Here is a 22,272-nt window from a genome sequence, read left to right as displayed (position 1 = left end):
TATTAGAGGTTAAAGGAGAGATAACTATGATTAGATTTGAAATTCATGGAGATAACCTCACTATTACAGATGCTATCCGCAACTATATTGAGGAAAAAATTGGTAAACTTGAACGTTATTTTAATAATGTGCCAAATGCAGTTGCACATGTAAAAGTTAAAACGTACCAAAATTCAGCTACTAAAATAGAGGTAACAATTCCTTTGAAAAATGTTACATTGAGAGCTGAAGAACGACATGACGATTTATACGCAGGAATTGATTTAGTTACAAGCAAATTAGAACGTCAAGTTCGTAAATATAAAACGCGTGTGAATCGTAAGAATAGAGATAATGGAGAACCAGAACCATTTATTGCTGAGCAACAAACAGTAGTGAATGAGGGTGTGGAAGCGACTTCTGAATCATCAAATGAGAATGAAATAGAAATTATTCGTTCTAAACAGTTTAGCTTAAAACCAATGGATTCTGAAGAAGCAGTATTACAAATGGATTTATTAGGGCATGATTTTTACATTTTTACAGATCGTGAAACAGATGGTACGAGTATTGTGTATCGACGTAAAGATGGTAAATATGGTCTGATTGAAACAACTGAATAGTTGAATGTAGACGTTCTTTACGAAAGATTAAGTATGAGGAGCTATGACTACTCCCTTGTTTAAAGGTACCTGAGACAAGTTGATGTCCCAGGTACTTTTATTATTTAAAAGAGAATAATAAATATTATATGCATCGTACAATGTGAAGAATGAGTATGAAGCTACTACTGACTAGCTACTTTTACATTTATTCATGGACTGGATAATCATGCTGTGCTAATGTAATGAGGTAATTAAAGAATAGTAAGTTTTTTGAAATAGAAAGAAATTTTAAATATAAAAGTAATTATTGTACACAATTAAGCATATCGTTTATATGAGTATTTAAGTATAAATTTGAACTTATAAATGATATTATAAATTGTTGTAGGCCAAACAGTTTTTTAGCTAAAGGAGCGAACATAATGGGATTTTTATCAAAAATTGTTGACGGCAATAAGAAAGAAGTGAAACGTTTAAGTAAAAAAGCTGATGAAGTACTTGCTTTAGAGGAAAAAATGGCGATTTTAACTGACGAAGAAATCAGAAATAAAACGAAACAATTTCAAGAAGAAGCACAAGCAATTGAAGATGTAAAAAAACAAAATGATTATTTAGATAAAATTTTGCCGCAAGCATTTGCATTAGTACGTGAAGGTGCAAAACGTGTATTTAACATGTCACCTTATAAAGTCCAAGTGATGGGTGGTATTGCTATTCATAAAGGTGATATTGCAGAAATGAGAACTGGTGAAGGTAAAACATTAACTGCGACAATGCCAACGTATTTAAATGCTTTAGCAGGGCGAGGTGTTCATGTTATTACAGTCAATGAATACTTATCTAGTGTTCAAAGTGAAGAAATGGCTGAATTATATGAGTTTTTAGGTTTAACAGTTGGTTTAAATCTAAATAGCAAATCTACAGAAGAAAAACGCGAAGCATATACAAAAGACATTACTTATAGTACAAATAATGAATTAGGCTTCGATTACTTAAGAGATAATATGGTGAATTATGCGGAAGAACGCGTAATGAGACCATTACATTTTGCTATTATTGATGAGGTTGACTCTATTTTAATAGATGAAGCAAGAACACCGCTAATTATTTCAGGTGAAGCTGAAAAGTCAACATCTCTTTATACTCAAGCGAATGTTTTTGCTAAGATGTTAAAAGCAGATGAAGATTATAAATATGATGAAAAAACAAAAGCTGTTCATTTAACAGAACAAGGTGCAGATAAAGCAGAACGAATGTTTAAAATTGATAATTTATATGATGTTCAAAATGTAGATATTATTAGTCATATTAATACTGCTTTAAGAGCACATGTTACTTTACAACGCGATGTCGATTACATGGTCGTAGATGGAGAAGTATTAATTGTAGATCAATTCACTGGTCGTACAATGCCTGGACGTCGTTTTTCTGAAGGATTGCATCAAGCTATTGAAGCTAAAGAAGGCGTGAAAATTCAAAATGAATCTAAAACAATGGCTTCAATTACATTCCAAAACTACTTCCGTATGTATAATAAATTAGCTGGAATGACTGGGACTGCTAAAACTGAAGAAGAAGAGTTTCGTAATATCTATAATATGACAGTAACTCAAATTCCAACAAACAAACCTGTTCAACGTCAAGATAAGTCTGATTTAATTTATATTAGTCAAAAAGGAAAGTTTGATGCAGTTGTAGATGATGTGGTTGAAAAACATAAACAAGGACAACCCGTTTTATTAGGTACTGTTGCAGTAGAAACAAGTGAATACATTTCAAATTTATTGAAAAAACGCGGTATACGTCATGATGTATTAAATGCAAAGAACCATGAAAGAGAAGCTGAAATTGTAGCAAATGCAGGACAAAAAGGAGCAGTTACTATTGCTACTAATATGGCCGGACGTGGAACAGACATTAAATTAGGTGAAGGCGTAGAAGAAATAGGTGGCCTTGCAGTAATAGGTACTGAAAGACATGAATCTCGTCGTATTGATGATCAGTTACGTGGTCGTTCAGGTCGTCAAGGAGATAAAGGAGATAGTCGTTTCTACTTATCATTACAAGATGAATTAATGGTTCGTTTTGGTTCTGAAAGACTTCAAAAAATGATGGATCGTTTAGGTATGGATGATTCAACGCCAATAGAATCTAAAATGGTTTCACGTGCAGTTGAATCAGCTCAAAAACGTGTTGAAGGAAATAACTTTGATGCACGTAAACGAATTCTCGAGTATGATGAAGTCTTACGTAAACAACGTGAAATTATTTATAATGAACGTAATAGCATTATAGATTCAGAAGATAGTTCAGAAATTGTTATTGCGATGATGCGTACTACTTTACAGAGAGCTATTAACTACTATATTAACGATGAAGATGATAATCCTGATTATGGACCATTTATAGATTATGTTAATGATGTGTTTATTCAAGAAGGAGAATTAACTGAAGAAGAAATTAAAGGTAAAGATTCTGAAGACATTTTCGAAGTGGTATGGACTAAAATCGAAAAAGGTTATGAAAGCCAAAAAGAAAAAATTGGAGATCAAATGCCTGAATTTGAACGTATGATTTTATTACGCTCTATTGATACTCATTGGACTGACCATATTGATACAATGGATCAGTTACGCCAAGGTATACACTTACGTTCATATGCACAACAAAATCCACTTCGTGATTACCAAAATGAAGGACACGAGTTATTTGACTTAATGATGCAAGCTATTGAAGAAGATACATCTAAATATATATTAAAATCTATTATTCAAGTAGACGAACAAGTTGAACGTGAAAAAATAACAGATTTTGGTAAGGCACAACACGTATCTGCTGAAGATGGCAAAGAAAAAGCAAAAAAACAGCCTATTGTAAAAGGTGAAAAAATCGGACGTAATGATCCTTGTCCTTGTGGCAGTGGTAAAAAATATAAAAATTGCCATGGTAAAGAAGATTAATATCAAGTAATTATAATTAGGCGAGATCGAGACGTATATTGCTTATCATTTAAAAGCTTTTGTCACGATCTCGTATTTTATTTAAAGAATTTATAAATAAAGGAGATATATATAGTGGAATTATCAGAAATCAAACGTAATATTGATGAATATAATAATGATTTAAAACAAATTAGGGGGTCTCTTTGACTTAGAAAATAAAGAAACAAATATTCAAGAATATGAAGAAATGATGACAGAACCAGACTTTTGGGATAACCAAAATAAAGCTCAAGATGTTATTGATAAAAATAATGTATTAAAATCGATAGTTAATGGTTACTATGAACTCAATCACAAATTAGAAGATATGGATGCAACAAGGGAATTACTTCAAGAGGAATATGATGATGAAATCAAAGAAGATTTAGAACAAGATATTGTAGCATTCAGAGAACAAATCGATCAGTTTGAATTACAATTATTATTAGATGGTCCACATGATGCAAATAATGCTATTTTAGAGTTGCATCCTGGTGCTGGAGGTACTGAATCTCAAGACTGGGCTAGCATGTTATTAAGAATGTATCAAAGATATGGTGAACAACAAGGTTTTAAAGTAGAAACCATCGATTTTTTACCAGGTGATGAAGCGGGAGTAAAAAGCGTAACATTATTGATTAAAGGTCATAATGCCTACGGTTACTTAAAAGCAGAAAAAGGAGTACATCGACTTGTAAGAATTTCACCTTTTGATTCATCTGGAAGACGTCATACGTCATTTGCTTCCTGTGATGTTATACCAGAATTTGATAATGATGAAATAGAAATAGAAATTAATCCTGATGACATTACAGTAGATACATTTAGAGCATCAGGTGCAGGTGGACAACATATCAATAAAACAGAGTCTGCAATCCGTATTACTCACCATCCAACCGGAATTGTAGTGAATAACCAAAATGAACGTTCTCAAATCAAAAATCGTGAAGCTGCAATGAAAATGTTGAAATCTAAATTATATCAATTGAAGTTAGAAGAGCAAGAACGTGAAATGGCGGAAATTCGTGGTGAACAAAAAGAAATAGGATGGGGTAGTCAAATTCGTTCATATGTATTCCATCCATATTCTATGGTAAAAGATCATCGTACAAATGAAGAAACTGCTAAGGTAGATGCAGTAATGGATGGAGATATTGCGCCATTTATAGAAGCTTATTTACGACAAACGATGTCACAAAATGATTGATTTAGTTGTTTATGAATAAAAAATAAAATTTTAAAATTTAAATAATTCCGACTTTATAATGTAATTCGTGACTTGTAATATTACTGATTTAATCAATTTAAACTAATTTAGGAGTGTTATTTAACCTTTACATTACAAGGTTTTAACATTCCTCTTTTTTAATGTTGTTTATGCTAAAGTATTAATGAACAAGAATACATTACAGCAAAGGAATGACAACATGTTAAAAAAATCAATGACTGTAACATTTGCTTCAATTGCAGCAATTACAGGTTTAAATACGTTAGCACATGCACAACAAACACACGTTGTTAAAGAAAGAACAAATGTAGAAGTATTGGCACAACAATTTTCTACAACTGCAGATGAAATAAAAAAATTAAATCATATAGGTAATGATGAAGTTGAAAAAGATGTTTCAATAGTTGTACCTGATAAAGATATTGTTGAAGTTAAATATGGGGATACATTAAACAAAATTGCAAAAGCTCATCATTTAACATTAGGTGAATTATATGCATTTAATCCAGGAGTAAAACCGTTAATTCATCCTGGTGATTTAATCGCAGTAAGTGACAAAGGTTCAGCAACATTAGAAAGTCAATTGATAAGTGATAGTAGTGTATATGCTACGCCTGATTCAATTGAAACTGCACCATTAAGTTATAATAGTGCTAAGACTGCACCATATGTAGCGTCTCCATCATATGTTACTAGTAATAATTACAATATTGAAACAGTAAGTGCACCAGTATATTATAATAATAGCGCTTTAAATAACCAAGGTAATCATTATTATTTTGGTAACTGTACATATTATGCATTTGATCGTAGACAACAATTAGGACGCTCGGTAGGGAGCTATTGGGGAAATGCAAATAATTGGGCAAGCTCAGCTAGAAATGCTGGTTTAATGGTCGATCATCGTCCTGAAGTAGGAGCTATTTTCCAAACAACAGCGGGTTATTATGGTCACGTGGGCATTGTAGAACGTGTGAACAATGATGGTTCATTTTACGTTTCAGAGATGAATTGGAATGGTCATTTCAATGATGTTACAAATAGAACAATTCATAATTCGTCTAGTTATAATTTTATACATTAAAATTTTCAAATGATTTATAATGTTAAAACATCAACAAAGCTTATGTTTTGTTGATGTTTTTTAGTTATTAATAATGCAATATATTGTTTAAAAGAGGAAATAAAAGTTATGAAATTATCACAATTAAAACTTTTTACTAAACGATTGATTGATATAATAAATACAAGTATAATGTCTATTTAATAATATAAGGAGGTATAACCGCATTATGGGGGTTCATCAATACTTTAAACGTTTATCTGACCTTGAAAAATTAATAAGATTACCAGGAAAATTCAAGTATTTTGAGCATAATGTTGCAGCACATTCATTTAAAGTTACTAAAATAGCTCAATACTTAGCAACAGTTGAAGAATATCATGGTAATTCAATTGATTGGAAAAGCTTGTATGAAAAAGCCCTTAACCATGATTTTGCAGAAGTATTTACTGGAGATATTAAGACACCAGTTAAATATGCAAGCAGAGAATTAAAAATGTTATTTTCTCAAGTCGAAGAAGAAATGGTAGATACGTTCATTAATGAAGAAATTCCGAAGTCATACCAAGATATTTATCGTAAAAGACTTCAAGAAGGAAAAGATGATTCTTTAGAAGGTCAAATTTTATCAGTAGCTGATAAAATTGATTTATTATATGAAACGTTTGGTGAAATTCAAAAACGTAATCCGGAAGATCTGTTTTTTGAAATTTATGAACATAGCCTAGAAACAATAATGCAGTTTGATCATTTAAGTTCAGTACAAGATTTTATCGATCACGTTATACCGGAAATGCTTACGGAAAACTTTATTCCTCGTGCTGAACTACGTGAAACAACAATGACAATCTTAGAACGCCGAAGACGAAATGAGTGAATATCATGGTATGGTATACTTTAGCTGCTTTCTTTCCTTGTATCTTAGTTATTTTATTTAGTGTCATTACCAGAAGTAAATGGGTAGGCGTTATTGTAACATTGATATTAATTGCCGCTTCAGTGTATAAAGGTTTTTTTCATAATGAATGGATTATATTTTTAGATGTAGTATCTATCCTAGCTGGTTATGTGATTATTGATACTTTAGAATTTCACAAACATCAAGACTAAGCCAAAAAATTGCAGTACTATACCATTTGTTTTATATTATTAATACATATCTAATAAAAATACGTCAACATATTAAGATGAGGCATAAATATAGAAGTGAATTTATATTTGTGTCTCATTTTTTATATGCATATAAAAAATGATAGCAAACGTAAGCGAACAAACGTTTGTTTTTTTATTCTCTTTTTTGTTAAGATAAGTATAAATAATATTATTTTTACTGAAATAAACAATTAATAAAATAAACTGAGGAGGCGCTTGAAAGAATGGTAGAACATCATCCTTTTAAATTAAATTCTGAATTTGAGCCACAAGGGGACCAGCCTCAAGCCATAAAAAAAATCGTTGAAGGTGTTAAAGCTGGTAAACGTCATCAAACATTACTTGGTGCAACGGGTACTGGTAAAACATTTACCATGAGTAATGTTATTAAAGAAGTTGGAAAACCTACATTAATTATAGCGCATAATAAAACGTTAGCAGGTCAATTGTATAGTGAATTTAAAGAGTTCTTTCCTGAAAATAGGGTAGAATACTTCGTAAGTTACTACGATTATTATCAACCTGAAGCATATGTGCCATCAACGGATACATTTATCGAAAAAGACGCCTCAATTAACGATGAAATTGATCAGTTACGACATTCAGCTACAAGTGCTTTATTCGAACGTGATGATGTGATCATTATTGCAAGTGTAAGTTGTATTTATGGTTTAGGTAATCCAGAAGAATACAAAGACTTAGTTGTTAGCGTTCGAGTAGGAATGGAAATGGATAGAAGTGAGCTTCTTCGAAAATTAGTCGATGTTCAGTATTCAAGGAACGACATCGATTTTCAACGTGGTACATTTAGAGTAAGAGGAGATGTTGTAGAAATCTTTCCTGCTTCAAGAGAAGAAATGTGTATCCGAGTGGAATTCTTTGGCGATGAAGTTGATAGAATCAGAGAAGTCAATTATCTAACTGGTGAAGTGATACGTGAAAGAGAACATTTTGCAATATTCCCTGCTTCCCACTTTGTTACTAGAGAAGAAAAAATGAAAGTCGCTATTGAACGTATTGAAAAAGAACTTGAAGAGCGATTAAAAGAATTGAAAGCTGAAAATAAATTATTAGAAGCACAACGTCTAGAACAACGTACAAATTATGACTTAGAAATGATGAGAGAGATGGGCTTTTGCTCTGGAATAGAGAATTATTCTGTTCATTTAACATTAAGACCACTTGGGTCCACACCTTATACTTTACTTGATTATTTTGGTGATGATTGGCTTGTAATGATAGATGAGTCGCACGTGACGTTACCACAAATTAGAGGTATGTTTAATGGAGACCAAGCACGTAAAAAAGTACTCGTAGATCATGGTTTCCGTTTACCAAGTGCTATGGATAACCGTCCGCTTAAATTTGAAGAATTTGAACAAAAAACTAAACAGCTCGTTTATGTTTCAGCAACACCTGGTCCATATGAAATTGAACATACTGATAAAATGGTAGAACAAATTATTCGACCAACTGGTTTATTAGATCCTAAAATTGATGTTCGACCTACGATGAATCAAATTGATGATTTACTCAGTGAAATTCAAGAAAGAATTGATAGGAATGAACGTGTACTTGTCACAACCTTAACTAAAAAAATGAGTGAAGATTTGACAACATATATGAAAGAGGCAGGAATTAAAGTGAATTATCTTCATTCTGAAATCAAAACACTTGAACGTATAGAAATTATACGTGATTTAAGAATGGGCACATATGATGCTGTAGTAGGTATCAATTTGCTTAGAGAGGGTATCGATATACCTGAAGTGTCGTTAGTAGTTATTTTAGATGCAGATAAAGAAGGATTTTTACGTTCAAACCGTTCACTTATTCAAACTATCGGACGTGCTGCACGTAACGATAAAGGAGAAGTTATCATGTATGCCGATAAGATCACAGATTCTATGCAGTACGCAATTGATGAAACACAGCGTCGTCGAGAAATACAAATGGCACATAACGAAAAATATGGTATTACTCCTAAAACAATCAATAAAAAAATACATGATGTCATTAGTGCTACAGTGGATAATGATGAAACAAATGAAAAGCAACAAACTGAAGTACCTAAGAAAATGACAAAGAAAGAACGTCAGAAAACAATTGAAAATATTGAAAAAGAAATGAAAAAAGCAGCTAAAGATTTAGACTTTGAAAGAGCAACAGAATTGAGAGATATGTTATTTGAACTAAAAGCAGAAGGGTGATTATTAAATGAAAGGTCCAAGTATCGTAGTTAAAGGTGCAAGAGCACATAACTTAAAAGATATCGATATTGAGTTACCAAAGAATAAACTTATAGTGATGACTGGTCTCTCTGGGTCGGGGAAATCATCACTTGCATTTGACACAATATATGCTGAAGGACAACGTCGCTATGTAGAATCGTTAAGCGCCTACGCACGACAATTTTTAGGACAAATGGATAAGCCAGATGTTGATACCATAGAAGGACTATCACCTGCAATTTCAATTGACCAAAAAACGACAAGTAAAAACCCGCGTTCTACAGTAGCTACTGTGACTGAAATATACGATTACATTCGATTATTATATGCACGTGTGGGAAAAGCATTTTGTCCATATCATGGAATCGAAATCGAATCGCAAACTGTACAACAAATGGTAGATCGTATATTAGAATTAGAAGAAAGAACTAAAATTCAAATTTTAGCTCCTTTAGTTTCACATAGAAAAGGAAGCCATGAAAAATTAATTGAAGATATTGGCAAAAAGGGATATGTCAGATTACGTGTCGATGGTGAAGTGGTCGATGTAAACGAGGTTCCTGCACTAGATAAAAATAAAAATCATACTATTGAAGTAGTTGTAGATCGTTTAGTTGTAAAATCAGGAATAGAAACAAGATTAGCAGATTCAATAGAAACAAGTTTAGAGCTAGGTGAAGGAAATCTTACTGTTGATGTTATTGGTGGGGAAGATCTCAAATTCTCTGAAAATTATGCTTGTCCAATTTGTGGATTTTCTATAGGTGAATTAGAACCTAGAATGTTTAGTTTTAATAGCCCATTCGGTGCTTGTCCAACATGTGATGGATTAGGTCAAAGACTTACAGTGGATCTAGATTTGGTTGTTCCTGATACTAACAAAACTTTAAATGAAGGTGCGATTGAACCTTGGGAGCCTACAAGTTCCGATTTTTATCCGACATTATTAAAACGAGTATGTGAAGTTTATAAAATTAATATGGATAAGCCATATAAAAAATTGACTGATAGACAAAAAGATATTCTTATGAATGGGTCAGGCGATAAAGAAATTGAGTTTTCATTTCATAGTCGAAATGGAGGCACACGTCGTAGAAAAATGAAATTTGAAGGCGTAGTCCCTAATATAGATCGACGTTATCACGAATCACCATCAGAATATACACGTGAAATGATGAGTAGATATATGACTGAACTTCCTTGTGAAACATGTCACGGTAAACGTTTAAGTAAAGAAGCACTTTCAGTATATGTTGGTGGATACAATATTGGAGAAGTTGTAGAATATTCAATTAAAAATGCACTCAAATTTTATGAGAATATAGAGTTGTCAGAGCAAGACAAAGCGATTGCTAAACAAATTTTAATTGAGATTATTTCAAGATTAACATTTTTAAATAATGTAGGCCTTGATTATTTAACACTGAATCGTTCTTCAGGAACATTATCAGGTGGAGAAGCACAACGTATTCGTCTTGCTACTCAAATTGGATCACGATTGACAGGCGTGCTTTATGTATTAGACGAACCTTCTATCGGGTTACATCAACGCGATAATGATCGTTTAATCAATACATTAAAAGAAATGAGAGATTTAGGTAATACACTCATTGTAGTTGAACATGATGATGATACGATGAGAGCAGCAGATTACCTTGTTGATGTCGGACCTGGTGCAGGTAACCATGGCGGTGAAATTGTCTCAAGTGGGACTCCTAAAAAGGTAATGAAAGACAAGAAATCCTTAACAGGTCAATACTTGAGCGGTAAAAAACGTATTGACGTACCGGAACATCGCAGAGAAATTACGAATCGTAAAATATCAATTAAAGGTGCAAAAAGTAATAATTTAAAAAATGTTGATGTAGATATTCCATTGTCAGTAATGACGGTTGTAACAGGTGTTTCTGGATCAGGTAAAAGTTCATTAGTTAATGAAGTGTTATATAAATCATTAGCTCAAACAATTAATAATTCTAAAGTTAAACCTGGAGAGCATGATGAGATCAAAGGTATTGATCAATTAGATAAGATTATAGATATTGATCAATCACCTATAGGAAGAACACCACGTTCTAACCCGGCGACATATACTGGTGTATTTGATGACATTAGAGATGTTTTTGCTCAAACGAATGAAGCTAAAATTAGAGGATATCAAAAAGGACGCTTTAGTTTTAATGTTAAAGGCGGTCGTTGCGAAGCTTGTAAAGGCGATGGCATTATTAAAATAGAAATGCATTTCTTACCAGATGTATATGTTCCATGCGAAGTGTGTGATGGCAAACGATACAATAGAGAAACGTTAGAAGTCACATATAAAGGGAAAAATATTGCAGATGTATTAGCAATGACAGTAGAAGAAGCGACTTATTTCTTTGAAAATATTCCTAAAATTCATAGAAAATTACAAACTCTTGTAGATGTAGGATTAGGCTATATTACTTTAGGACAACAAGCAACCACACTTTCTGGTGGAGAAGCACAACGTGTGAAACTGGCTTCAGAATTACACAAACGTTCTACAGGACGATCAATTTATATCTTAGATGAACCTACTACAGGTCTTCATGTTGACGATATCAGTCGATTATTAAAAGTATTAAATCGCCTTGTGGAAAATGGAGATACAGTGGTTATTATTGAACATAATTTAGACGTTATTAAAACAGCAGATTATATTATAGATTTAGGACCAGAAGGCGGAGAAGGTGGCGGTACTATCGTTGCAACTGGAACGCCTGAAGACATTGCAAGTGTGGAAGCTTCTTATACAGGTAAGTACTTAAAAACAGTGTTAGAACGTGATAAAGTGCGAGATGAATAAAATAGAATTTAATGTGCGATAGTGTTTTTTAGACTATAAATGAAGTAGAATATCATTTTACTGGTTTTGAAAAAAGGAGTAGAAAAATAATTTTCTACTCCTTTTTTATATAACATATTGTTATATTTTTGATATGATAAGAGATGAATTAATTCAAGAGAATTTTGAGGTGAACTCATGTTAACGACAGATAGATTGGTTAAAGTATTAAAACTGAAGCTATTTACTGGAGAAAAAGGATTAAATAAAACGATTAAAAATATTGATATTTCTAGACCTGGTTTAGAAATGGCAGGTTATTTTTCTCATTATGCAGCAAATCGTATTCAATTATTAGGTACCACTGAATTATCATTTTACAATTTATTACCAGATGAAGAAAGACGGGGACGAATGAGAAAATTATGTCGTCCTGAAACCCCAGCAATTATTGTGACAAGAGGATTAGAACCACCTCAGGAACTGATTGAAGCGGCTCAAGAAATGGATACACCTTTGATTGTTTCTAAAGATGCTACAACAAGTTTAATGAGTCGATTAACGACATTTTTAGAACATGAGTTAGCTAAAACGACCTCTCTACATGGTGTTTTAGTAGACGTATATGGTGTAGGCGTATTGATTACAGGAGATTCTGGCATCGGGAAAAGTGAAACAGCATTAGAATTAGTAAAGCGAGGACATCGTTTAGTGGCAGACGATAATGTTGAAATCCGCGAAATTACGAAAGACGAATTGATTGGTACACCACCTAAGTTAATTGAACATTTATTGGAAATACGTGGACTAGGAATTATCAATGTCATGACTTTATTTGGAGCCGGGTCAATTCTAACCCAAAAACAAATACGGTTAAATATAAATCTTGAAAATTGGGATAAGAATAAATTATATGATCGCGTTGGCTTGAATGAAGAAACGTTAAAGATTTTAGATACGGAAATAACTAAAAAAACAATCCCTGTAAGACCAGGAAGAAACGTTGCTGTTATTATAGAGGTAGCTGCAATGAATTATCGTTTAAATATCATGGGTGTTAATACAGCTGAAGAATTTAATCAACGTTTGAATGAAGAAATTCTTAAGAATGGGAATCAGAATGAAGGGAAATAGTATATGCTTTTTAATTTGAATTATATCAATCCTACTGCTATCGATATAGGTCCTTTATCGATAAAATGGTATGGAACTATTATTGCAGTAGGAATATTGATTGGATATTTTATTGCTCAAGAAAGCTTGAAATCTATAGGATTACATAAAGATACATTAGTAGATATTATCTTTTATTGTGCGATTTTCGGATTTCTAGTTGCAAGAATTTACTTTGTTATATTTCAATGGCCTTATTATATGGAAAATCCATCAGAAATACCTAAAATTTGGCATGGCGGGATAGCTATTCATGGTGGCTTAATAGGTGGCTTTATTACTGGAATTATTCTATGTAAATTGAAAAATCTTAATCCTTTTCAAATTGGAGACATTGTTGCACCAAGTATTATATTAGCTCAAGGTATAGGGCGATGGGGTAATTTTATGAATCATGAAGCTCATGGCGGACCAGTATCAAGAACATTTCTAGAAAACACACATATCCCAGAATTTATTATTCGAAATATGTATATTGAAGGTGTATACTATCATCCTACTTTTCTATATGAATCTATTTGGGATATACTTGGATTTATTATATTAATTACCCTTAGAAAGTATCTACGCGTTGGAGAAACATTTTCATTATATCTTATTTGGTATTCAATAGGGCGCTTCTTTGTTGAAGGATTACGAACAGACAGTTTAATGTTAACAAGTCATATTCGCGTAGCTCAACTTGTTTCAGTTATTTTAATTATGATTGGTATTATTTTAATTATCTATCGTCGAATAAAATATCAACCAGCTATTTATAAAAATGCTGGGCCATTAACTTGGAATTCAAGAGTGAAAGTAAAATAATGAGACGATTAACTATTATTAAAACACCGTCGATGAATCCTTTATGGCGCATTTACCAATTTGTTCGTTTTTCTAAAGTGTTAAAAAATACAGTAATAATAGAAATAAGTCGATTTATTCCTTTTTTAAATGTAAAACGATATATTTATATTCATTTCTTGAAGATGTCAATTGGGGAACGAACTGCATTTGCCTATAAGGTAATGCCTGATATTTTTCATCCCCAGTTAATATCTATTGGCAGTAATACTGTTATTGGTTATAATACAACAATATTAACGCATGAAATTTTAGTAAATGAGTATCGTTATGGGCGAGTGGACATTGGTTCCCATACTTTAATTGGAGCAAATGTGACCATTTTACCTGGGGTGAAAATCGGTCATAACGTTATGATTAAAGCAGGTACTATCGTCTCTAAAGATGTTCCCAATGATACTATTGCTTTTGGAAACCCCATGCAAATTCATAATAAATAAGAAAGTGGTGACAAAGCATGGCACGTAAGGAACAAAAAATTATTCCAATGACTTTTGATGAGAATTTTTATCGAAAGATGGCAGATCAAAAATATAAACAGAGAGATTATAGAAAAGCAGCTGAATATTATAGAAATGTGCTAGATTTGTCACCTGAAGATTTTAATGTAAAACTTAAGTATGCCGATTGTTTAAATGAATTGAATTTGAATGAAAAAGCAGAAAAAATGTTTTATGAAAGCATTATAAATGATCATAATGTATCAGAAAGTTATTATCAATTGAGTCAACTAAATATTAAACTTAATGAGCCAAACAAGGCCTTCTTGTTTGGTATTAATTATGTAGTTTTATCAAATGATGATTCTTTTAGAGAAGAATTAGAAAAAATGTTCGAAGTTTCTTATATTGAAGAAAATAAAATTGAAATGGAAGCACAATTATTTGCAGTTCAATTGTTATTTCAATATTTATTCGCTCAAGGACGTTTACAAGAAGCACGAATGTATATTTTAAAACAAAAAGATGATATTCAGTCGCATCGCGTTATTAGAAATTTACTAGCAATGTGTTATCTTTATTTGAGTGAATATGAGATTGCTAAAGAATTATTCGAAACATTGCTTGCTGAAGATAACTCGGATGTTCATGCACTATGTCATTATACATTGCTATTATATAATACTAATGAAACAGAGAAGTATCACAAATATATAAAAATATTAAATAAAGTGATGCCGATGAATGAAGATGAAAGCTTTAAGTTAGGTATTGTACTAAGTTATCTTAAACAGTACAAAGCGTCTCAACAACTTTTATTACCTTTATATAAAAAGGGTAAGTTTGTTTCAATTCAAATGTTTAATGCTTTAAGTTATAACTATTATTACTTAGGAAATAAAGAACAAAGTAAATTATTTTGGGATAAATTATTGCAAATTTCTGAAGTAGATGTGGGGTATGCCCCATGGGTATTAGAAGAAAGTAAATATACATTTGAACAAAAAATATTACCTTTATTATTAGATGATGATAGTCATTATCGATTATATGGCGTATTTTTATTAAATCAGTTAAATGGAAAAGAAATACTAATGACTGAAGACATTTGGTCAGTATTGGAAAACATGAATGACTATGAAAAGTTATATTTAACTTACTTAGTTCAAGGATTACATTTAAATAAGCTTGATTTTATTCATAAAGGATTAAAGAAAATTTATGACGTTGAAGAACTATCGTTTGATACAGAATTATTTGTCAGTTGGATTGATAAAGGAGAAGCTTTAATTGTTGAAGGCGTTAATTTTAAAGAGTTAAATAGATATATTGCGGCACATGTTTATTTATATTACCGTTATCATAAAAAACATATAACTAAAAAGAAAATTATTGAAATTTTTAATACTACAAGATATAAATTAGATAACGCAATTGATAAATTATTGAGCATATAAATTTATGAAAAGCAAATAATACTATATAATGCGCGTATTAATATAAACGTAGGAGGTATAAAAATGAACGAAGTAGATTTTGATGTTGCGATAATTGGAGCTGGACCAGCTGGAATGACTGCAGCAGTTTATGCATCACGTGCAAATCTAAAAACAGTGATGATTGAACGTGGTATGCCTGGAGGACAAATGGCAAATACGGAAGAAGTTGAAAATTTTCCAGGATTTGAAATGATTACAGGTCCAGATTTATCAACAAAAATGTTTGAACATGCGAAAAAATTTGGTGCTTCTTATCAATATGGAGATATCAAATCAATTGAAGATAATGACGATCACAAAGTGATTAATCTAGGAAATAAAACAATAACAGCTAGAGCAGTAATTATTTCAACAGGTGCAGAATATAAAAAAATTGGCGTCCCTGGTGAACAAGAATTAGGTGGCCGCGGTGTAAGTTATTGTGCAGTATGTGATGGTGCATTCTTTAAAAACAAAAATATATTTGTTATTGGTGGAGGCGATTCAGCGGTAGAAGAAGGTGCATTCCTTACTAAATTCGCTGATAAAGTAACAATTGTTCACCGAAGAGATGAACTAAGAGCCCAAAAAATTCTACAAGATCGTGCATTTAAAAATGAAAAAATTGATTTTATTTGGAGTCACACTTTGAAATCAATTAATGAAAAAGATGGAAAAGTAGGATCTGTAACGTTAGTTTCAACAAAAGATGCGTCTGAACAAACGTTAGATGCAGATGGTGTATTTATTTATATTGGTATGAAACCTTTAACAGCACCATTTAATAATTTAGGTATCACAAATGATATGGGTTATATTATTACAAAAGATGATATGACTACTTCTGTACCAGGGATTTTTGCAGCTGGAGACGTGAGAGATAAAGGATTACGTCAAATCGTAACTGCTACAGGTGATGGTAGTATTGCTGCACAAAGTGCAATTGATTATATCGAAGAATTAAAAGATAAAGAAGAAGCTTAAGGTATTAATTAAAGCTAGAATAATCACTTCTGATAGAAGTATTATTACTAGCTTTTTTCTTAGCAGTAAAGTCGATACAAATGGTTAGTAAGGTAAAAATATATGCTATGATGTTATATAAATACATGTATGCTTAAATGGATGGTGCTTAGAATGGTTAATCAAATAAATGATGAAATGAGCAAAAGTGAACTATTAGTTGTTACAGGATTGTCTGGCGCTGGTAAATCATTAGTTATTCAATGTTTAGAAGATATTGGCTTTTTTTGTGTAGATAATTTACCACCTATATTACTACCTAAACTTGTAGAGTTAATGGAGCAAGGTAATCCTTCACTTCAAAAAGTAGCAATTGCAATTGATTTAAGAGGAAAAGAGTTATTTAAATCACTTGTAGATGAAATTGATGCAATTAAAACGCGAAATGATGTTATTGTAGATGTTATGTTTTTAGAAGCTACAACTGAAAAATTAATTTCTAGATATAAAGAATCACGTAGAGCGCACCCTTTAAATCAAAATGGTCAAATGTCTTTAATTGATTCAATTCTAGAAGAACAACAATTACTTTCAAATATTAGGTCTATAGCGAACTACATTATTGATACTACAGAGTTAAAGCCTAAAGAATTAAAAGAAAGAATCAAACGTCATTTCGCCGATGAAAAAATGAATTCATTTAGTATTAATGTAACTAGTTTTGGATTTAAACATGGTATTCAGAAAGATGCTGATTTAGTATTTGATGTACGCTTTTTACCTAATCCATATTATGTTGAAGACTTGAGACCGATGACTGGAGAAGATGAAGCAGTTTATAATTATGTGATGAAATGGAAAGAAACTGAAACTTTCTTTGAAAAACTAATGGATTTACTTATTTTTATGATTCCAGGCTATAAAAAAGAGGGTAAATCGCAACTGGTCATAGCCATAGGTTGTACTGGCGGACAACATCGCTCTGTAGCCTTAGCTAAGCGTATCGGAGAAGAGTTAAATGATATATTTGATTATAATGTATATGTTCATCATAGAGATGCACATATTGAAAGTGGCGTGAAGAAATGAAACAGTTAAAAGTAGTACTAATCGGAGGAGGTACGGGGCTCTCAGTATTAGCTAGAGGGTTACGAGAATATCCAATAGATATTACTGCTATTGTTACAGTTGCAGATGATGGCGGTAGTACAGGTAAAATTAGAGATGAAATGTCTATTCCTGCTCCAGGAGATATTAGAAATGTCATTGCAGCGCTAAGCGATGCGGAACCTATTCTAGAAGAATTATTTCAGTATCGTTTTGAAGAACATCAAATTGAAGGTCACTCATTAGGTAATTTATTACTTGCAGCACTCACAAATATAAAAAATGACTTTGGTCATGCAGTGAAAGAATTAAGTAAAATTTTAAACATTAAAGGAAAAGTGATTCCATCTACCAATACTAATGTTATGTTAAATGCTGTATTAGAAGATGGTGAGATTGTTAAAGGTGAATCTAAAATACCTAAAAAAAATAAAAAAATTCGACGTGTCTATTTAGAACCATCTAATGTAGAACCCATGCAGGAAGCTGTTGATGCTTTACAAGAAGCGGATTTAATTGTTCTAGGTCCTGGTTCACTGTATACGAGTGTAATTTCAAATTTGTGTGTTGAAGGTATTTCTAAAGCAATAATAAGTTCGCAAGCACCGAAATTATACATTTCCAATATTATGACTCAACCTGGAGAAACAAATGATTATGATGTTTACGATCATATTAAAGCTATTCATCAACATGCTGGAGAACCTTTTATTGATTATGTTATTTGTAGTAATGATGCATTTGATGAACAGATTCTTCAACGATATAAGGAACGAAATGCTCATCCTGTAAATACGAATAAAATAAAATTAACAGAAAATAATATTAAAATTGTTACTTCTAAAAATCTTGTAGAAGTTTATGACAACGTCCTTGTTCGTCATAATACAAAGGTTCTTGCTAACCTTGTATATGATTTAGCACTTGAATTAACAAGTACAATTCAATTTAAACCTAAAAAATAAATTAAATTTTAATGATTTTAAAAATAATTTGATATAGAGTGTTATATATTTTGAGATGTTAATTACATATAATAATGATGATGAGAAAAGGAGGGAGCATCAATGAGTTTTGCATCAGATATGAAAAATGAATTGACCCGTATTGAAGTCGATGAAAGTAATGCTAAAGCTGAACTTAGCGCTTTGATTCGGATGAACGGTGCACTCAGTTTATCTAATCAGCAATTTGTAATTAATGTTCAAACTGAAAATGCGACTACGGCTCGAAGAATATATTCATTAATTAAGCGTATTTTTAATGTGGAAGTAGAAATTTTAGTACGAAAAAAAATGAAATTAAAAAAGAATAATATCTACATTTGTCGAACTAAAGTACGTGTTAAGGAAATACTTGATGAATTAGGTATTTTAAAAAATGGTATTTTCGTTCATGACATTGATGCGAGTATGATTAAAGATGATGAAATGCGTAGAAGCTATTTAAGAGGGGCATTTTTAGCGGGTGGATCAGTAAATAATCCCGAAACCTCTTCCTATCATTTAGAAATTTTTTCTCAATATGAAGGACATGCTGAGGGATTAACTAAACTAATGAACAGTTATGGACTGAATGCTAAGCATTTAGAACGAAAAAAAGGAAGCATCTCTTATTTGAAAGAAGCGGAGAAAATTTCTGAGTTTTTAAGTTTGATAGGGGGATACCAAGCACTATTAAAATTTGAAGATGTAAGAATAGTGAGAGATATGAGAAACTCTGTCAATAGACTAGTAAACTGTGAAACAGCTAATTTAAATAAAACTGTGAGTGCAGCTATGAAACAAGTACAAAGCATTCAATTAATTGATGAAGAAATAGGTTTAGATAATTTGCCTGATCGTTTAAGAGAGATTGCAAAATTACGAGTAGAACATCAAGAAATTTCTTTGAAAGAATTAGGAGAAATGATATCAAATGGGCCTATTTCTAAATCAGGAGTAAATCATCGCTTACGAAAATTAAATGAACTCGCTGATAAAATTAGAAATGGAGAAAAAGTCGAATTATAAAATAAAATGTGTTTTAAAAAATAGGATGAAACATTAATATAACGTTTCATCCTATTTCTTAATAATCATTAACCCCCTCGAGAGGAATCGAACCTCTATCTTAAGAACCGGAATCTTACGTGCTATCCATTACACTACGAGGAGTATAGTATAAAAACTAATTTCTGTACTAAATATAGAATTAACAGTACAATTTGAATATATGAATAGTGTATAAAATTATAAAAAGCCACGTCAAATAAATGTAAAGGTATTATTTTTGACCATTTTTGACTTTTGTTGTAAAATAAATACAACAGTTAATTACAAGGAGGAAATATAATGAATTTAATTCCTACAGTTATTGAAACAACAAATCGCGGTGAACGTGCCTATGATATTTATTCTCGTCTATTAAAAGACCGCATTATTATGTTAGGCTCAGCAATTGATGATAATGTTGCAAATTCAATTGTATCACAATTATTATTCTTACAAGCTCAAGATTCTGAAAAAGATATTTATTTATACATCAATTCTCCAGGTGGTAGTGTAACAGCAGGATTTGCTATTTACGATACAATTCAACACATTAAACCAGATGTACAAACAATTTGTATTGGTATGGCTGCGTCAATGGGATCATTCTTATTAGCAGCTGGTACAAAAGGTAAACGTTTTGCCTTACCAAACGCTGAAGTTATGATTCATCAACCATTAGGTGGCGCTCAAGGTCAAGCGACTGAAATTGAAATTGCTGCTAACCATATCTTAAAAACACGTGAAAAATTAAATCGTATTTTAGCTGAACGTACAGGTCAAAGTATTGAAACAATTCAAAAAGATACTGATCGTGATAACTTCTTAACTGCTGATGAAGCAAAAGAATATGGTTTAATTGATCACGTAATGCAACCTGAAGATATGTAAATAGAATTGTTTAATATGTAAAAAAGGAAGAGCATTGATGCTCTTCCTTTTTTTATGGTTTTTTAGTTTTTAATAAATATCGTATAGCTACAAAGCTTAATAATAATCCTATAATAATAAAGAAAAAAGATAAAAGTACCATAATAATGCTCTTTTCGAAAGCAAAGATACCATTTAAAATTAAAAATATACTAGCGATAAGTAGTAAGATATACGTTAACTTGTTGTCATTCATTACTAAATCTCCCAATACTATTCGTTAATTAAGTCTTCAAGTGCAACTTTTAAATTATTATATCTAAAATTAAACCCTAATGCTTCTAATTTATTAGGTAAGACTTTTTGAGTATCAAGGACTACTGTCGACATTTCTCCTAGTACAGCACGCATAATTAATGATGGCACCCACGTTTCATGTGGTTTATGCATCGTACGTCCAAGCGTATAACCAAATAAATTTTGACGTTCAGGAATTGGAGAAGCCATATTAAATGGACCTTTTGCATTTGATTCGTTAATTGTAAATAAAATCGCACGCACTAAATCATCTATGTGAATCCAAGAATACCATTGACGGCCAGAACCTAATTTCCCGCCTACGTAGAATTTATATGGTAGTTTCATTGTTTGAAGTGCGCCACCTTCAGAAGACAAAATCATACTGAATCTTCCTAATACAACACGTGTACCAAAATTTTCGAAACGACGAGCAAATCGTTCCCATTGATAAACGACATCTGACAGGAAATCAAAAGGAAGTGTTTGATATTGTTCTGTATAAGTTCGATATAAACTTGGAGGATAATACCCCATAGCACTTGCATTAAAAAGCACTTCAGGTTTATGTTGACGTTGCTCAAATAAATGAACTAAAGATTCAGTCGATTGAATACGACTTGTCATAATCGTTTGTTTGTAAGAGGAAGTCCAACGTTTATTTAATGTCGCTCCTGCTAAATTAATGACTACATCAATATCTGGTACTTGATTTTCCCATCCTTTTTTAGACCAGTTAACATACGTAATCTTAGGCTCATCACTTTGTTTATCACTACGAGTTAAAATTGTAATATGAGCCTCTCTTTTTTTTATTTCATTTACTAAGTGACTCCCTACCATTCCGGTTCCACCAGTAATTAAAAATTGTTTCATTTACTAACACCTCATTTTTTATAAAGAAAATAAATTTTTAATGACAATATAGAGAAAGATGCTCAAAAAGCGTTCAAGATTTATTCAATCACATGTCATTAACTTTAGAAAATACGGTCATTAAATTTATCTAAATTTAGCTATAAT

Annotated in this window: 19 protein-coding genes and 1 tRNA gene; 17 read left to right on the top strand and 3 right to left on the bottom strand. The window is 31.7% G+C overall.

Going from position 1 to position 22,272, the window contains the following annotated elements; all coding sequences use genetic code 11:
• The first annotated feature begins 26 nt into the window (after nt 1-26).
• The 16 genes from hpf to whiA all read left to right on the top strand — a co-directional run bounded on the left by hpf (nt 27) and on the right by whiA (nt 20,064).
• Nucleotides 27-602: a ribosome hibernation-promoting factor, HPF/YfiA family gene (hpf, locus tag HMPREF3046_RS07000; protein ID WP_070717990.1), complete on the top strand. Its 576-nt coding sequence runs from the start codon at nt 27-29 to the stop codon at nt 600-602.
• Nucleotides 603-1,006: 404 nt separating this feature from the next.
• Nucleotides 1,007-3,544, top strand: a complete 2,538-nt coding sequence (gene secA / locus HMPREF3046_RS06995) for a preprotein translocase subunit SecA (protein WP_070717987.1) — start codon at nt 1,007-1,009, stop codon at nt 3,542-3,544.
• Between the two features lie 114 nt (nt 3,545-3,658).
• Nucleotides 3,659-4,772 (top strand): peptide chain release factor 2 gene (gene prfB / locus HMPREF3046_RS06990; RefSeq protein WP_141755525.1). Its coding sequence is split into 2 segments (ribosomal slippage): nt 3,659-3,730 and nt 3,732-4,772, totalling 1,113 coding nucleotides; the frame shifts between segments, so codons are not numbered across the junction.
• Nucleotides 4,773-4,992: 220 nt separating this feature from the next.
• Nucleotides 4,993-5,877 carry a COG3942 and LysM peptidoglycan-binding domain-containing protein gene (locus HMPREF3046_RS06985; RefSeq protein ID WP_070717980.1) on the top strand — a complete coding sequence of 295 codons (885 nt, stop codon included), beginning with the start codon at nt 4,993-4,995 and terminating at the stop codon, nt 5,875-5,877.
• 208 nt (nt 5,878-6,085) lie between these two features.
• Nucleotides 6,086-6,733 (top strand): YfbR-like 5'-deoxynucleotidase, encoded by a 648-nt coding sequence (locus HMPREF3046_RS06980; protein ID WP_070717977.1) that lies wholly within the window; start codon nt 6,086-6,088, stop codon nt 6,731-6,733.
• A gap of 5 nt (nt 6,734-6,738) precedes the next feature.
• Nucleotides 6,739-6,966, top strand: a complete 228-nt coding sequence (locus HMPREF3046_RS06975) for a CsbA family protein (RefSeq protein WP_070717973.1) — start codon at nt 6,739-6,741, stop codon at nt 6,964-6,966.
• 266 nt (nt 6,967-7,232) lie between these two features.
• Complete coding sequence (gene uvrB, locus HMPREF3046_RS06970) at nt 7,233-9,218, top strand: excinuclease ABC subunit UvrB (protein ID WP_070717970.1); 1,986 nt, start codon at nt 7,233-7,235, stop codon at nt 9,216-9,218.
• A gap of 7 nt (nt 9,219-9,225) precedes the next feature.
• Nucleotides 9,226-12,066 (top strand): excinuclease ABC subunit UvrA, encoded by a 2,841-nt coding sequence (gene uvrA / locus HMPREF3046_RS06965; RefSeq protein ID WP_070717967.1) that lies wholly within the window; start codon nt 9,226-9,228, stop codon nt 12,064-12,066.
• A 177-nt stretch (nt 12,067-12,243) separates the two neighbouring features.
• Nucleotides 12,244-13,179, top strand: a complete 936-nt coding sequence (hprK, locus tag HMPREF3046_RS06960) for an HPr(Ser) kinase/phosphatase (protein ID WP_070717966.1) — start codon at nt 12,244-12,246, stop codon at nt 13,177-13,179.
• 3 nt (nt 13,180-13,182) lie between these two features.
• The gene (gene lgt / locus HMPREF3046_RS06955) at nt 13,183-14,025 is read left to right on the top strand and encodes a prolipoprotein diacylglyceryl transferase (protein WP_070717963.1); all 843 of its coding nucleotides are present in this window, start codon (nt 13,183-13,185) and stop codon (nt 14,023-14,025) included.
• Nucleotides 14,025-14,504, top strand: coding sequence for an acyltransferase (locus HMPREF3046_RS06950; protein ID WP_070717962.1), 480 nt, complete (start codon nt 14,025-14,027; stop codon nt 14,502-14,504). The genes lgt and HMPREF3046_RS06950 overlap by 1 nt, the downstream gene beginning before the upstream one ends.
• 17 nt (nt 14,505-14,521) lie before the next feature.
• Complete coding sequence (locus HMPREF3046_RS06945; RefSeq protein WP_070717959.1) at nt 14,522-15,961, top strand: tetratricopeptide repeat protein; 1,440 nt, start codon at nt 14,522-14,524, stop codon at nt 15,959-15,961.
• Between the two features lie 63 nt (nt 15,962-16,024).
• Nucleotides 16,025-16,966: a thioredoxin-disulfide reductase gene (gene trxB, locus HMPREF3046_RS06940; protein ID WP_070717954.1), complete on the top strand. Its 942-nt coding sequence runs from the start codon at nt 16,025-16,027 to the stop codon at nt 16,964-16,966.
• A gap of 153 nt (nt 16,967-17,119) precedes the next feature.
• A complete protein-coding gene (rapZ, locus tag HMPREF3046_RS06935) occupies nt 17,120-18,034 on the top strand; it encodes an RNase adapter RapZ (protein WP_070717951.1) in 915 nt (304 codons plus the stop codon).
• Entirely contained in the window at nt 18,031-19,017 is a 987-nt protein-coding gene (yvcK, locus tag HMPREF3046_RS06930) for a gluconeogenesis factor YvcK family protein (protein ID WP_070717948.1), read from the top strand. Before rapZ ends, yvcK begins: the two co-directional genes overlap by 4 nt.
• 102 nt (nt 19,018-19,119) lie before the next feature.
• Entirely contained in the window at nt 19,120-20,064 is a 945-nt protein-coding gene (whiA, locus tag HMPREF3046_RS06925) for a DNA-binding protein WhiA (RefSeq protein ID WP_070717944.1), read from the top strand.
• A 72-nt stretch (nt 20,065-20,136) separates the two neighbouring features.
• Here whiA and HMPREF3046_RS06920 read toward each other — a convergent pair.
• Nucleotides 20,137-20,208: transfer RNA gene (locus HMPREF3046_RS06920), tRNA-Arg, on the bottom strand.
• 177 nt (nt 20,209-20,385) lie between these two features.
• Between HMPREF3046_RS06920 and clpP the strand changes: the two genes are divergently transcribed.
• Nucleotides 20,386-20,973, top strand: a complete 588-nt coding sequence (gene clpP / locus HMPREF3046_RS06915; RefSeq protein WP_049335079.1) for an ATP-dependent Clp endopeptidase proteolytic subunit ClpP — start codon at nt 20,386-20,388, stop codon at nt 20,971-20,973.
• 52 nt (nt 20,974-21,025) lie between these two features.
• On the opposite strand, the gene HMPREF3046_RS06910 is transcribed toward clpP, so the two are convergent.
• Nucleotides 21,026-21,208, bottom strand: coding sequence for a hypothetical protein (locus tag HMPREF3046_RS06910; RefSeq protein ID WP_070717940.1), 183 nt, complete (start codon nt 21,206-21,208; stop codon nt 21,026-21,028).
• A 17-nt stretch (nt 21,209-21,225) separates the two neighbouring features.
• Entirely contained in the window at nt 21,226-22,125 is a 900-nt protein-coding gene (locus tag HMPREF3046_RS06905; RefSeq protein WP_070717938.1) for a TIGR01777 family oxidoreductase, read from the bottom strand.
• Nucleotides 22,126-22,272: the final 147 nt, after the last annotated feature.

It is taken from the genome of Staphylococcus sp. HMSC070D05 (assembly GCF_001815595.1).
Lineage (GTDB): Bacteria > Bacillota > Bacilli > Staphylococcales > Staphylococcaceae > Staphylococcus > Staphylococcus hominis.
This window is presented reverse-complemented; position numbering and strand designations above follow the sequence as displayed.